The sequence below is a fragment of the Pseudonocardia sp. Ae505_Ps2 genome, assembly GCF_001932425.1.
Lineage (GTDB): Bacteria > Actinomycetota > Actinomycetes > Mycobacteriales > Pseudonocardiaceae > Pseudonocardia.
This window is the reverse complement of the sequence record NZ_MCIP01000001.1, coordinates 4580390-4592714: the sequence shown is the minus strand read 5'-3', so window position 1 is coordinate 4592714 and position 12325 is coordinate 4580390. Positions and strand designations below refer to the sequence as shown.

At 75.1% G+C, this 12325-nt stretch carries 15 protein-coding genes; 6 read left to right on the top strand and 9 right to left on the bottom strand.

The window, feature by feature from the left end; genetic code table 11:
• Window positions 1–6: 6 nt before the first annotated feature.
• Window positions 7–522, top strand: coding sequence for a DUF664 domain-containing protein (locus tag Ae505Ps2_RS21560; protein ID WP_075306536.1), 516 nt, complete (start codon window positions 7–9; stop codon window positions 520–522).
• Between the two features lie 27 nt (window positions 523–549).
• On the top strand, window positions 550–1473 hold the full coding sequence (locus Ae505Ps2_RS21555; protein ID WP_075553935.1) for a LysR family transcriptional regulator: 924 nt from the start codon (window positions 550–552) through the stop codon (window positions 1471–1473).
• A 24-nt stretch (window positions 1474–1497) separates the two neighbouring features.
• Here Ae505Ps2_RS21555 and crcB read toward each other — a convergent pair whose 3' ends face one another.
• The 8 genes from crcB to Ae505Ps2_RS21515 form a co-directional block, all read right to left on the bottom strand.
• Complete coding sequence (crcB, locus tag Ae505Ps2_RS21550) at window positions 1498–1866, bottom strand: fluoride efflux transporter CrcB (RefSeq protein ID WP_075306538.1); 369 nt, start codon at window positions 1864–1866, stop codon at window positions 1498–1500.
• Window positions 1863–2252 (bottom strand): CrcB family protein, encoded by a 390-nt coding sequence (locus Ae505Ps2_RS21545; RefSeq protein WP_233147533.1) that lies wholly within the window; start codon window positions 2250–2252, stop codon window positions 1863–1865. Before Ae505Ps2_RS21545 ends, crcB begins: the two co-directional genes overlap by 4 nt.
• Entirely contained in the window at window positions 2249–3496 is a 1248-nt protein-coding gene (locus Ae505Ps2_RS21540; protein ID WP_075553934.1) for an MFS transporter, read from the bottom strand. Before Ae505Ps2_RS21540 ends, Ae505Ps2_RS21545 begins: the two co-directional genes overlap by 4 nt.
• Complete coding sequence (locus Ae505Ps2_RS21535; RefSeq protein WP_020626519.1) at window positions 3493–3933, bottom strand: MarR family transcriptional regulator; 441 nt, start codon at window positions 3931–3933, stop codon at window positions 3493–3495. Before Ae505Ps2_RS21535 ends, Ae505Ps2_RS21540 begins: the two co-directional genes overlap by 4 nt.
• An 84-nt stretch (window positions 3934–4017) precedes the next feature.
• Window positions 4018–4485 (bottom strand): MarR family transcriptional regulator, encoded by a 468-nt coding sequence (locus Ae505Ps2_RS21530; RefSeq protein ID WP_075306540.1) that lies wholly within the window; start codon window positions 4483–4485, stop codon window positions 4018–4020.
• 346 nt (window positions 4486–4831) lie between these two features.
• Entirely contained in the window at window positions 4832–5341 is a 510-nt protein-coding gene (locus tag Ae505Ps2_RS21525) for an SRPBCC family protein (RefSeq protein WP_020626521.1), read from the bottom strand.
• 61 nt (window positions 5342–5402) lie between these two features.
• Window positions 5403–6500, bottom strand: coding sequence for a hypothetical protein (locus Ae505Ps2_RS21520; RefSeq protein ID WP_075553933.1), 1098 nt, complete (start codon window positions 6498–6500; stop codon window positions 5403–5405).
• A gap of 48 nt (window positions 6501–6548) precedes the next feature.
• Window positions 6549–7259, bottom strand: coding sequence for a helix-turn-helix domain-containing protein (locus Ae505Ps2_RS21515; protein WP_083695894.1), 711 nt, complete (start codon window positions 7257–7259; stop codon window positions 6549–6551).
• Window positions 7260–7344: 85 nt separating this feature from the next.
• Here Ae505Ps2_RS21515 and Ae505Ps2_RS21510 point away from each other — a divergent pair, with 85 nt between their 5' ends.
• Genes Ae505Ps2_RS21510 through Ae505Ps2_RS21495 form a run of 4 tightly spaced genes read left to right on the top strand, consistent with a single transcriptional unit; the run spans window position 7345 to window position 11387 of the window.
• Window positions 7345–8535 (top strand): CoA transferase, encoded by a 1191-nt coding sequence (locus tag Ae505Ps2_RS21510; RefSeq protein ID WP_075553932.1) that lies wholly within the window; start codon window positions 7345–7347, stop codon window positions 8533–8535.
• Window positions 8532–9266 (top strand): acetoacetate decarboxylase, encoded by a 735-nt coding sequence (locus tag Ae505Ps2_RS21505; RefSeq protein ID WP_075306544.1) that lies wholly within the window; start codon window positions 8532–8534, stop codon window positions 9264–9266. Before Ae505Ps2_RS21510 ends, Ae505Ps2_RS21505 begins: the two co-directional genes overlap by 4 nt.
• Before the next feature lies 1 nt (window position 9267).
• Entirely contained in the window at window positions 9268–10170 is a 903-nt protein-coding gene (locus Ae505Ps2_RS21500) for a 3-hydroxyacyl-CoA dehydrogenase NAD-binding domain-containing protein (protein ID WP_075553931.1), read from the top strand.
• Window positions 10167–11387, top strand: coding sequence for an acyl-CoA dehydrogenase family protein (locus Ae505Ps2_RS21495; RefSeq protein ID WP_075306546.1), 1221 nt, complete (start codon window positions 10167–10169; stop codon window positions 11385–11387). Before Ae505Ps2_RS21500 ends, Ae505Ps2_RS21495 begins: the two co-directional genes overlap by 4 nt.
• On the opposite strand, the gene Ae505Ps2_RS21490 is transcribed toward Ae505Ps2_RS21495, so the two are convergent.
• Window positions 11341–12291 carry a hypothetical protein gene (locus Ae505Ps2_RS21490; protein WP_075553930.1) on the bottom strand — a complete coding sequence of 317 codons (951 nt, stop codon included), beginning with the start codon at window positions 12289–12291 and terminating at the stop codon, window positions 11341–11343. The genes Ae505Ps2_RS21495 and Ae505Ps2_RS21490 overlap by 47 nt on opposite strands.
• Between the last annotated feature and the right edge of the window lie 34 nt (window positions 12292–12325).

Sequence of the window (12325 nt, the reverse complement as noted above, 5' to 3'; positions counted from 1 at the left end):
TGCCGCATGACGACGACCGCGGAACTGCTGACCGACCACGTCGGCCGGATCGACGAGCTCGTGCGCGAGGTGGTCGACGGCCTGTCCGAGGCCGACCTCGCCCGCCGCCCGGAGGGTGCGGACGGCCCCGGCAACCCGATCGGCTGGCTGGTGTGGCACCTGCTGCGGGTGCAGGACGACCACGTCGCCGAGGCCTTCGACGCCGAGCAGGTCTGGACCGGCGAGGGCTGGGCCGAGCGGTTCGGCCTCGACCTCGACCCCGCCGACACCGGGTTCGGGCACACCTCGGCGCAGGTCGACGCCGTGCGGACGACCGCCGACCTGCTGACCGGCTACGGCGCGGCGGTGCACGAACGCACCGTCGGGCACCTCGCGGGCCTCGCCGACGAGGACCTGTCGCGCGTCCTGCCGCCCACCTGGGGGGAGAACGTGACCCTCGGCGAACGCCTGGTCAGTGTGGTCGGCGACGACCTCCAGCACGCCGGTCAGGCGGCCTATCTGCGCGGGCTGCTGGGAGTGTGACCCCGCCCGCCACCTAGGCTGGCTCCGATGGCCACCGCACCCGCACGCGTCCCCGACCTGACCGCTCTCGCCCTGCTCCGCGACATCGCCTGCTCCGGGAGCATGGCCACAGCGGCCGAGGGGCTCGGGCTGACGGTGCAGGCCGCGTCGGCGCGGATCCGGGCCGCCGAACAGCAGGCCGGCGGGCCGGTGCTCGAACGCGGCCGGCGGAGGCGCCGGTCGAGCAGCCTCACCACCCGCGGCGTCCTGCTCGTGGAGTGGGCGGGCCCGCTGCTGGCCGCCGCGGCCGACCTGGACGTCGCGGTCGCGGCCCTGCGCGACGAGCCGGCCGGGGAGGACGCGGTCGTCCTGGCGGCGAACCCGGTGGTCGCGGAGTGTCTGCTGCAGGGCTGGCTGGTCGAGCTGCGCGACGGCCCGGGCGGGCGGGTCGTGCTGCGTGACACCGCGGACCCCGCCGCGGCGGTCCGGTCCGGTGACGCGGCCGTCGGTGTGGTGTCCACGCCCGGCCCCCTGGAGGACCTGCACGCGGCGACGGTGGCGTCGGACCCGCTGGTGCTCGTCGTCGCCCCCGGGCACCCGTGGTCCGCGGTCGACGGTGTCGACGCCACGGAGCTGGCGGGTACCCCGCTGCTCACCCGGCCGCCCGGTGCCGGAGCCCGGCCCGCGCTGGAGGCCGCGCTCGACGCCGCCGGTGCCGGTGAGCTCGCTGCGCCGCGTCGCGAGTACGCCGCGGACGCCGCCCTGCGTGCCGCCGTCCGCGCCGGCGCGGGCCCCGCGGTGCTGGGGCGTGCGGTGGTCGCCGCCGACGTCGCGGCCGGGTCCCTGGTCGTCGTCGACGTCCGCGGCCTCGACCTGACCCGGGAGTTCCGTGCCGTCTGGCGGGAGGGCACCTCCCCCCGCGGCACCGCCCGTGACCTGCTGCGCATCGCCACCGGCGGCCGCATCCGCTGACCCGGCCGCCGTCTCCCGGCGCGCTCAGCCGGCCACGGCGGTGAGCAGCGCGTGCCCGGCCAGCGCCGCCGCGACACCGACGACGGCACTGGCCGCCGCGTAGCCCACGGCGAGCGCGGTACGACCCCGTTCGAGCAGCGACAGCGTCTCCCAGCCGAAGGTGCTGTAGGTGGTGAACGCCCCGCAGAACCCGGTGCCGAGCAGCGCGGCGAACCCCGCCCCGGCCGACGGGGTCAGCGCCACCACCGCACCCAGCACGAACGACCCCACCACGTTGATCACCCAGGTGCCCCACGGGAACGCCGACGGCGTCCGCGCCTTCACCGCGGTGTCGACCAGGTAGCGCAGTGGCGCCCCGACGGCCGCACCGAGGGCGACGAGCAGCGCCGTCATGGGGCTCCGCCCCCGGCGAGCGCGCGGGTCAGGCTCGCGCCGAGCGCCGTCGCGGCGACGGCGAGCACCGGGGTGCCGACCATCAGCGCGAGCGACCCCGGTGACCCGAACGCCGGCGCGGCGACGTCGACGGCGTAGGTGGAGAACGTCGTGTACCCGCCGAGCACCCCGACCCCGAGGGCCGGTCGGACCAGCGGGTGGGCGGAGAACCGCCCGGTGACCAGCACCATCAGCATCCCCATGAGCAGGCAGCCGGTGACGTTGATGATCAGCGTCGTCCACGGTGCCGGCGGGCCGACGAGCCCGAGCAGCCAGCGCACCTCGGCGCCCACCACCCCGCCGGCGGCGACGGCCGTGAGCACCGCCGGCCGGCCGGGCGCGCTCACGACGCGGCCTCCGCCCGGGCGGCGCGGCGCGCCGTGGGGAGGCCGATCGCGGCCGCGACCAGGCAGGCCACCGCCCCCAGCGCGAGCCCGCCGCGACCACCCCACTGCTCGCTGACCCAGCCGGCGATCGGGCCGCCGATCGGGGTGGAGCCGAGGAAGGCCACCGACCACAGCGCCATCACCCGCCCCCGCATGTGCGGGGCCGAGGCCAGCTGCAGCGTCGAGTTGCCGCCCGCCATGAACGCGACGCTGGCCATCCCGACCAGCCCCATCGCGACCAGCGCGACCCACAGCGACGGCGCAATCGCGGCGAGCCCCATGACCAGGCCGAACAGCAGCGCGGTGCGCACCAGCATCGGCACCCCGGTGCGCCCGTTCCCGGCGACGACGAGCCCCCCGACGACCGCGCCGACACCCATCGCGCCGGTCAGCCAGCCGTAGGTGCTCGCGTCGCCGCCGAAGGTCTGCGAGGCCACCACCGGCAACACCACCGGGAACTCGTAGGCCAGGCAGCCGATCAACGCCATCATCACCAGCGGGACCCGCAGCTCGGGGTTGTCCCGCACGTGCGCGAGTCCCTCGCGCAGCTGCCCGGGCGCCCGCGGCGCCGGCGCGGTGGGCACGAGCGCGGAGGTGTCCAGGCGCAGCAGCGAGGTCACGACGGCGACGAAGCTGACCGCGTTGACCGCGAAGCAGATCCCGGTCCCGCCCGCGACGATGACCAGCCCGGCGACCGCGGGACCGACCGCGCGCGCGGCGTTGACCAGGACCGAGTTGAGGGTGACGGCGTTGCGGAGGTCGTCGGGGCCGACGAGCTCGTGCACGAAGGTCTGCCGGGCCGGGTTCTCGACGGCCTTGTTCAGCCCGAGCACCGCGGCCAGCACGTAGACGTGCCAGAGCGCGACGGTGCCGGTGAGGGTGAGCACGGCGAGCGCGGCGGCCTGCAGGCCCATCATCGTCTGCAGGCCGATCATCAGCCGTCGCCGGTCGAGCCGGTCCACCCACACCCCGGCGTAGGGCCCGAGGAGCAGCGTGGGCACGGTCTGGACGGCGACGACGGTACCGAGCACGGCCGCGGACCCGGTCAGCTCGTAGACCAGCCAGGACTGGGCGATCGACTGCATCCAGGTGCCGACCAGGGAGATCGACTGACCGCCGACCCAGAGCCGGTAGTTGTGGCCGGACAGCGACGCGAAGGTCCGGGCGAGCGCCCGCCGGGGTGCCTGGTCCGGGCCGGCGGTCACCGTGCGTCCCGCAGGGCCGCGGCGAGCGCGTCGAGCGCGGGCAGCGCGGCCCGCAGCCGTGCGGCGTGGTCGGGGGTCAGGGCGTCGACGTGTGTGCCGAGCAGACGGGTGCGTTCCTCGCGGCGTCGGCGGTGCTCGGCCGCGCCCGCCTCGGTGACCGCGACGCGCACGGCGCGGCCGTCGTCGGGGTCGGTGTCGCGGACGAGCAGCCCCGCGGCTTCCAGCTTGCCGGCCAGACGCGACAGCATCGTGGGGTTGACGCCCTCGACGGTGGCGAGCTCCCCCATCCCGATCGGGCCGCGGACGGCGACGGTGCCGAGCACCGACAGGGCGCTGCGGGTGAGGTCGGAGCCGCGGGTGGCCCGGTCCAGGCCCCGGGCGATCCGGGCCAGGTCCGTGCGCAGCCGCGCCAGCTCGTCGGGGTCGAGGCCGCTCATGCACACTCCATATGATTGCCTGTCGGCAAGCATATACCCGTGCAACGATCCGCGCCGCGGCGCGGACGCGTGGTGCGGCCCCGGTCAGGCCGAGGCGGCCCCGGCCTCCGACGCCCGGAGGCGGGAGGCGAGCCGCTGCAGGTCGTCCCGGAGGCGGAACAGCTCGTCCGTCGACATGCCGGTGGCCTTGATGACCTCGTCCTGTGCGGCGGCGGCCTGGTCCCGCAGCGCCTTGCCCTTCTCGGTGAGCGACACCTGCACGGTGCGCTCGTCGTCCGGGCGACGGGCGCGGGTGACCAGCCCGCGGCCCTCCAGCCGGGTCAGCATCGGCGACAACGTGCCGCTGTCGAGGAACATGCGCTCCCCGAGTTCCCGCTGGGGCACCGTCTCCTCGACCCACAGCACGAGCAGGACCGCGTACTGGCTGTAGGTCAGCCCGATGGCGTCGAGGATCGGGCGGTAGCACCCGGTCATCGCGCGGGACGCCGAGTGGAGCGCGAAACAGAGCTGCTCGTCGAGCGCCAGCGGCGCCACGGTTCCGGGCTCGGTCATTCCCACAGGGTATGCGTTCGGCGTCGGGAGTACATCCGAGCCCGCGGGATCCGGCGTGCCGCGACGGCCCGCCGGGGTGGCCGCGACGAGGAACGGGTCCGGGGTGCGACCACCCCCGAAGCGGTCGCACCCCGGACCCGGGGCCCACGGACCGGAAGGCTCCCCAGCGCCCGGTCCGTGCAGGAGTTCGTGTCGTGCGTTCGTGGCCCCAGGATTCCCCGGCCGTGCGCGGTTCAATCGCAAACAGGTCCGGTTCACCCGCACCGCCCAGTGCCGGCGCGCACCGTGGCCCGGTCGTCGGCACCGCGCTACGACAACGGGGTGACAGCGGGGTGACGGCGGACCGCTACGACGGTGGTACGGCGACCACCGGTGCCGGGAACGTCTGCACGGTCCGGGCGAGGATGCCCAGGGTCGCCCTGAGCGACGCCGCGGAGATCACCGGGAACAGGTCGGAGTCGCGGTACTGCGGGTGGATGTCGGACCAGTCGCACCACGAGACGACCCGGGTGCCGCCGCCATCGGCCTGGTCGACCGGCTCCAGCCGGTAGCCGTACACGTGGCCGACCGGCGGGCGCATGACGCCGACGATGGTCCAGGAGATCTCGCGGTCCGGCACGTAGCTCGCGATGTGCACGGTGACGTCGTAGCGCCCCATCGGACGGTCGCCGAGCGACTCGCGGTCCATGTGCACGACGAAGGTGTCCCCGGCCGCCGAGACCGGTTCGCCCTCGGCCGACATCAGCATGCCGGAGCTGTCGATGGCCACGTGCCCACGCGGGTCACGGAGCACGGCGAAGATCTCGGCCGGGCTCGCGTCGACGATGCGGGAGGTCTCGATCCGCTGGTCGCTCATGGAACCGATCATGCCCCGTCCCGGCCGGTACGGCCCGGGACGGAGCACGACGGTCGCGGGCTCAGGCGGCGGGACCGACCGGGAAGCGCAGGACGGCGCCGACACCGTCGGTGAGCGAGACCTCGTCGTCCGGGTGGACCAGCACGACGGCAGCATCGGTCGCGGCGGCCGCCCGGACGAGCACGTTCGCGGCCGGGCCGGACAGCACCGGGGTGTCACCGACGAGCTCGTCGGCCTTCTCCCCCACTGCCGCCGGGTCGGTCCCGGCGACCAGCTCGGTCCCGGGCACCGCGGACGGGTCGACCAGCAGCGTCTCGACGGCGTGCGCACGGGTGGCCCCGACGACGTCGCCGAGCCCGGTGACGGCGAGCCCGTCGTCGCGGCCGGAGGCGGTCGCGAAGCCGGCGACGGCCTCGCCGCGGCGGGCCTCGCGGACCTCGTCGGCCGCGGCGCGGACGGTGTCGTCGACCTGCTCGGGCGCCGTGCCGCCGGTGTTCTCGATCTCGGCCATGATCCCGGCCGAGGCCGGCGGGAGCTCGTCGCGCAGGCGGGCCCGGGACTCCGCGTCCCCGGCGACGACGAGCAGGTCCGCGTTGCCGCCGCGGACGACCTTGTCGACCCGCTCGGCGACGGCCCGGGCGTTGCGCTTCCAGGTCTCCTCGACCCGGGCGTCCGCGGAGCCCTCGCCGGGGCCTGCGACGTTCGCCTTGTGGACCGGGCCGCCGGAGTCGGTCGACACCTCCTCGACGGTGCCGTCGACGCCGCGGATCCGACCGCCGGTCCGGTCGAGCGCGACGACGACGGTCGCCACGTCCTCCCCCACCGCGCCGAGCACGCCCAGCAGGTCCGGGACCGCACCCCAGGTCGCGGTCCCGCGCTCGGGCGGGACCTCGGTGTGCCGGTCGAGCAGCACCCGCGTCGCGTCGGCGACCAGTACCCGCCCGGCCGTGCCGTCGGGGGCGTCGGCGGCGGTCACGGCCTCGTCGAGGACGGCGAGCGCCGAGGAATCGGCGCCGGAGTCGGCGAGGCGCTCACGCAGGTCGCGCCAGCGCAGGCGGTACTGCTCGGTCGCGTCGGCGGTGTCGTGCGTGGCGTCGAGCACGACGGTCGCGAAGGGGTCGTCGCCGTCGTTCAGGGCTCGGATCCAGTCGGTACGCATCGACCGCCGCCTTCCCGGCACACCGGTCGGCAAACGTCGCGCGGCGGCTCAGGTCGACCACGCGTCGGCGGCGTCGGCGAGAGCGTCGGCGACCCCGCGGGGCAGCGGTCCCAACCCGCGGTCGGCGGCCGAGAGCGCCCCCGTGACCCGGCCGTCGTGGCGGAGTGCGACCGCGACGGCGACCGCCCCGGGCAACAGGGCGCCGCTCGCCCCGCGTTCGAACCCGTCGGTGCGGATCCGTGCACAGGTGTCGAGCAGCGCGGCGGCGGCGCCGGGGTCGCCGTCGTGCGCGGCCAGCGCCACCCGCTTGCGCTCGGCCGGGGCGAGGTGGGCGAGCAGGACCCGGCCGGCAGCGGTGTCGGGCAGCGGCGCGCGGACCCGGGCGGACAACGCCACGTCGAAGCTCTCGTCGGCGCCGGCCCAGTCGAGGTAGACGGCGTCGTCGCCGATCCGGGCGGCGAGGAGCACGGGCAGGCCGGTGTGCCGGGCCAGCTGGTCGAGTGCCTCGTGCGGGATCGCCGGGACGGGTGGTTCTCCCGCTCTCGCCGCGAGCATCCACGGCGCGGGCCCCAGGGTGTAGCGACGGTCGCGTTCGTCGAGGTAGCCGGTGGCGACGAGACCGTCGACGAGCTTCTGCACCGAGGACACCGGGGCACCGACGCGCCGGGCCAGCGCGGAGAGGGTGCTGCCGTCGGGGCGGCGCGCGGCGGCTTCGAGCAGACCCGCGACCCGGTCCACCGTCCGGTGGTGCTTACGCATATGGGTAAGGGTAGCTCGCAGGAGCGAGAGAAGTTAGCCATGCTCATGGAGAACGTGATCGCGGACCGACCGGAGGGAGCACGACATGGGTGGCGCACTGGACGGGCTGCGGGTGATCGACCTGGCCTCGGTGGTCATGGGCCCCTACGCCTGCCAGATCCTGGGTGACCTGGGCGCGGAGGTGATCAAGATCGAGCCGCCGGCCGGGGACATGACCCGCCGGACGCTGCCCCAGCGCCACCCCGGCATGGGTGCGCTCGCGCTGAACGTGAACCGCAACAAGCGCTCGGTCGCCCTCGACCTCAAGACCGACGCCGGGCGGGCCGTGCTCGACGATCTGCTCGACACCGCCGACGTGCTCGTCACGAACATGCGCCCCGGTGCGCTGGAGCGGCTCGGGCTCGATCCCGGGCGGGTCGCCGAACGCTTCCCGCGTCTGGTTCAGGTGCGGGCGCAGGGCTTCCGCAGCGACTCCGAGCTGGCCGACCGGGCCGCCTACGACGAGATCGTGCAGGCGTCCTCGGGGATGGTGGACCTGATGCGGCGGGCGACCGGCACCCCGTCGTACGCGCCGACGATCCTCGCGGACAAGGTGTGCGCGCTGACCATCGCCTACTCCACGCTGGCCGCGGTGATCCATCAGCGGGCCACCGGTGAGGGGCAGCTGGTCGAGGTCCCGATGACCGACACGCTGCTCGCGTTCAACCTGGTGGAGCACCTGTCCGGGCACACCTTCGTGCCCGCGGAGGGCCCGACCGGGTTCAACCGGTCGATGGCGGCCGGGCACGAGGCCGTCGCGACGAAGGACGGCTGGGCGTGCATCCTGCCCTACACCCCGCGCAACATCGCGGACTTCTTCGCCGCGGCCGGCCGTGAGGACCTGGCCGCCGACGAGCGGTTCGCCACCTCGCCGGCGATGGCGGCGCACCAGCCCGAGCTGTACGCACTGATCGGCGAGCTCGCCCCGCAGCGCACCACCGACGAGTGGGCGGCGCTCTGCGCCGAGCACTCGATCCCGTTCGCGCCGGTGCTCGCCGTCGACGACGCCGAGACCGACCCGTACGTCACCTCCGGCGGCCTGCTGACCGAGGCCGAGCACCCCACCGAGGGCCGCTACCGCTCGATCGGCTTCCCGGTCCGGCTCTCGGCCACCCCGGCCGGGATGCGCACCCCCGCCCCCGCGCTCGGTGCCGACGGCGCCGCGGTGCTGCGCGAGCTGGGGCGCACCGAGGACGAGATCGACGCGCTCGTCGCCGAGGGGGTGTTGGTCCGATGAGGGCCGCCGACGTCCTCGCCGCCGGGACCACCCCGCTCACCGCGCCGGCGTTCCCGCCCGGGGCACACCGGTTCACCGACCGCGAGTACCTCAACGTCGTCTACCGCACCGACCCCGACGCGTTCCGCCACGCCCTGCCCGAGCCGCTGGTGGCCGGTGACCCGCTGGTCCGGTTCGAGGTCATGCACATGGGCGACGTCGACGGGTTCGGCCCCTACACCGAGTCCGGTCAGGCGCTGGCCTGTTCCTTCGACGGCGAGCAGGGCGAGTACCTGCACGGGATGTGGCTGGACAACTCGCCGGCCACCTTCGCCGGGCGCGAGCAGAGCGCCTATCCCAAGGCGTTCGGCACCCCGAGGCTGGCCGTGGAGGACGGCGCGCTGGTCGGGACCCTGCACAAGGGGTCGCTGCCGGTCGCCGTCGCCACGATGGCCTACCAGCACGCCCCGCTCGACCCGGCCGAGGCCGCCGCGCAGATCGGCGTCCCGACGTTCATGGTCAAGCTCGTCCCCGGCCGCTCCGGCCCGGTCGACGCCCGCCTGGTCCGCACCCGGATCACCGACCTGACCGTGAAGCGCGCCTTCACCGGCCCGGCGCGGCTGCAGCTGTTCCACCACGTCCTCGCACCGCTGGCGGACCTGCCGGTGCGCGAGGTCGTCTCCGCATCGCACGTGCTCACCGACCTCACCCTGGCGCCGGTCGAGACCGTGCACGACTACCTGGAGCGCTGACATGAGGATCACCGAGATCGGCGCCGGCACGATCGGCGTCTCCTGGACGGTGCTGCTGGCCGCGGCCGGGCACGACGTCGTCGTCACCGACCCGCGGCCGGACCTGGCCGACGTCGTCGAGACCGGGGTGGCGCGCTTCGGCTCGCCGGACCTGCTCGACCGGGTCGTGTGCGAGCCCGACCTCGCCGTCGCCGTCGCGGGCGCCGACGTCGTCCAGGAGCAGGGCCCGGAGGACCTGGCGGTCAAGCGGGAGATCTGGGCGACGGTGGCGGCGCACGCCCCTGCCGGGGCGCTGCTGCTCAGCTCCACCTCCGGGATCCTGCCCAGCGACATCGCCGCCGAGCTGCCCGACGACGCCGCCGCGCGGCTGCTGGTGGCGCACCCGTTCAACCCGCCGCACGTGCTGCCGCTCGTCGAGCTCGTCGCCGGGCGGCGGACCGGGCGGGACGCCGTCGAGCGGGCCGCGGTGTTCCTGCGCGGCGTCGGCAAGGACCCGGTCGAGATCCACAAGGAGGTGTACGGCTTCGTCGGGAACCGGCTCCAGTCGGCGCTGTTCCGCGAGGCCGTGTCCCTGGTCCGCGACGGCGTGGTCTCCCCCGCCGAGCTCGACCGCGTCGTCACCGGGGCGCTCGGCCCGCGCTGGGCGACCGGCGGGCCGTTCCTGTCCTTCCACCTCGGCGGCGGTGACGGCGGCCTGCGCCACCTGCTCGAGCACCTCGGCCCGGGCATGGCGCGCCGCTGGGCCGACCTGGGGAACCCCGCACTCGACGCCGACACCGTCGAGGCGATCAGCAGCGCCACCGAGGACGCCTACGGCCCCAGCCGCGAGGCACTGACCACCGGACGCGACCGCGCCGAGACCGCCGTGCTCGCCGCCCTCGACGACATTCTGGAGCAGTCATGACCGCACCTCTGCCCGCCGACCTCTTCGGCTACGTCGACCTGCTCGGCCCGCAGGAGCGGGAGATCCTCGCCCGGGTCCGCGAGTTCGCCGAGACCCGGATCGCCCCGATCGCCGACGACTACTGGGACCGCGCCGAGTTCCCGTACGAGCTCATCCCCGGCTTCGCCGAGCTCGACGTCGTCGGCCTGGCCCGGGAGTGGCCGGACCGGCCCGCGTACTCGCGGCTGCTCACGTCGTTCGTGTCGATGGAGCTGTCCCGCGTCGACCCCTCGATGGCGACCTTCTTCGGCGTGCACGCCGGGCTCGCGCTCACCTCGATCGACCTGTGCGGCTCGGAGGAGCAGAAGCAGCGCTGGCTCCCCGCCATGCGGCGGATGGAGCTGATCGGGGCGTTCGCGCTGTCCGAGCCGCACGGCGGTTCCGACGTCGCGGGCGGGCTGGAGACCACCGCGCGGCGCGAGGGGGACGGCGCCGACGCGGTGTGGGTGATCGACGGCGCGAAGCGCTGGATCGGCAACGGCACCTTCGCCGACCTGGTGGTCGTGTGGGCGCGCGACGTGACCGACGACCCCACCGGCGGCCCGGTGAAGGGCTTCGTCGTCGAGAAGGACATGCCCGGCTTCACCGCGACGAAGATGGAGGGCAAGCTCGCACTGCGCTCGGTGCAGAACGCCGACCTCACCTTCGACGGTGTGCGGGTGCCCGAGGCGAACCGGCTGCCGGGCGCGGAGTCCTTCCGCGACACCAACCGGGTGCTGCGGGTGACCCGCGGCGGGGTCGCCTGGAACGCGGTCGGCGCGATGGCCGGGGTGTACGAGCTGGCCCGCGACTACGCCGTCGAGCGCGTCCAGTTCGGGCAGCCGATCGCGTCGTTCCAGCTGGTGCAGGACCATCTCGTGTCGATCCTGGGCGACGTCGTGGCCTCGCTCGGGATGGCGGTCAAGGTCGCGCAGATGCAGGACGACGGCACCTTCCGCGACGAGCAGGCGGCCCTGGCCAAGCGGCAGGCGACGATCATGCTGCGCGACGCCGTCGCGCGGGCCCGGGAGGTGTTCGGCGGCAACGGCATCCTGCTGGAGAACAAGGTCGGCCGCTTCTTCAACGACGCCGAGGCCCTCTACTCCTACGAGGGCACCAAGGAGATCAACACCCTGGTCGTGGGGCGTGCGGTCACGGGGATCGGGGCGTTCGTGGGGCGGAAGCCGGCGAAGCACTGAGCCGGCTCCTCGGCACGGCCGGCGAAGCACTGAGCCGGCCCCTCGGCACGGCCGGCGAAGCACCGAGCCGGCCCCTCGGCACGGCCCGTGGAGCACCGACAAGCGCCACGGCGTCGCGCAGGGCCCGCAGCCCGGCGACGACGGGGTCGGCATCGGGCAGCGCCGCGAGGTGGGCGTCGACGCACTCCCGGTAGAGCCCCGCCAGGTGGTCGGTCAGCAGCGACCAGGCGGCGACCCGGTCGCCGAGCGTCCCGCCGCGCCACCGCAGGGCCGCGGTCACCAGAGCGCCGTGCTCGCCGTCGTAGGACGCGACGGCGGCGTCGTTGCGGCCGATCTCCCCGGTCGTGAGGGTGTGCAGGAACCGGACGGGGAACAGCACCGTCTTGGTGACCGCCCGCGGCCCGCGGGACAGCAGTGCCGCCGGGTCGGCGATCCCGGCGAGCCAGGCGTCGTCGACCCGCTCGACGAGGAACCCGGCCGAGCCGCGGACCAGCTCGTCGTGGGTGGGTCGCACGGCGCCGTCACGCACGTCGGTGCCGTGGCGCAGCACCCCGGAGTCGAGCAGGTCGAGCCGGTCGACGGCGGGCAGCCGGGCCGGCCGGTCACCGGGGCCGTGGCGGACGGTGTGCGGGTCGGCCCAGAACACCGAGAGCCGCTCGGCCAGCCCGTCGGTGCCCGCGGCGGCGTCCCGCGCCGCGGCGACGACGTCGTGCACCCGCGACGCCGTGCCGCCGCCGGTCTCCGACAGCACCAGGGCCAGGTCGACGTCGCTGACCGCGGGGGTGAACCCTCCGTGCGCGAGGCTGCCGAGGGTGTAGGCCGCCACCAGGTCGTCACCGAACTCCCGGCGGGCCGCGTCGGTCGCCGCGCCCAGCACCGCCTCGCCCCGAGCGTCGTCCGTCACCGGTCCAGCCTGCCACGCGGGACCGGTCGGCGAC

What these genes read in the sequence shown, in the direction of transcription:
- Ae505Ps2_RS21560 (WP_075306536.1), top strand. Translation starts at nt 7, where the DNA reads ATGACGACGACCGCGGAACTGCTGACCGACCACGTCGGCCGGATCGAC.
- Ae505Ps2_RS21555 (WP_075553935.1), top strand. Translation starts at nt 550, where the DNA reads ATGGCCACCGCACCCGCACGCGTCCCCGACCTGACCGCTCTCGCCCTG.
- crcB (WP_075306538.1), bottom strand. Translation starts at nt 1,866, where the DNA reads ATGACGGCGCTGCTCGTCGCCCTCGGTGCGGCCGTCGGGGCGCCACTG.
- Ae505Ps2_RS21535 (WP_020626519.1), bottom strand. Translation starts at nt 3,933, where the DNA reads ATGAGCGGCCTCGACCCCGACGAGCTGGCGCGGCTGCGCACGGACCTG.
- Ae505Ps2_RS21530 (WP_075306540.1), bottom strand. Translation starts at nt 4,485, where the DNA reads ATGACCGAGCCCGGAACCGTGGCGCCGCTGGCGCTCGACGAGCAGCTC.
- Ae505Ps2_RS21525 (WP_020626521.1), bottom strand. Translation starts at nt 5,341, where the DNA reads ATGAGCGACCAGCGGATCGAGACCTCCCGCATCGTCGACGCGAGCCCG.
- Ae505Ps2_RS21520 (WP_075553933.1), bottom strand. Translation starts at nt 6,500, where the DNA reads ATGCGTACCGACTGGATCCGAGCCCTGAACGACGGCGACGACCCCTTC.
- Ae505Ps2_RS21515 (WP_083695894.1), bottom strand. Translation starts at nt 7,259, where the DNA reads ATGCGTAAGCACCACCGGACGGTGGACCGGGTCGCGGGTCTGCTCGAA.
- Ae505Ps2_RS21510 (WP_075553932.1), top strand. Translation starts at nt 7,345, where the DNA reads ATGGGTGGCGCACTGGACGGGCTGCGGGTGATCGACCTGGCCTCGGTG.
- Ae505Ps2_RS21505 (WP_075306544.1), top strand. Translation starts at nt 8,532, where the DNA reads ATGAGGGCCGCCGACGTCCTCGCCGCCGGGACCACCCCGCTCACCGCG.
- Ae505Ps2_RS21500 (WP_075553931.1), top strand. Translation starts at nt 9,268, where the DNA reads ATGAGGATCACCGAGATCGGCGCCGGCACGATCGGCGTCTCCTGGACG.
- Ae505Ps2_RS21495 (WP_075306546.1), top strand. Translation starts at nt 10,167, where the DNA reads ATGACCGCACCTCTGCCCGCCGACCTCTTCGGCTACGTCGACCTGCTC.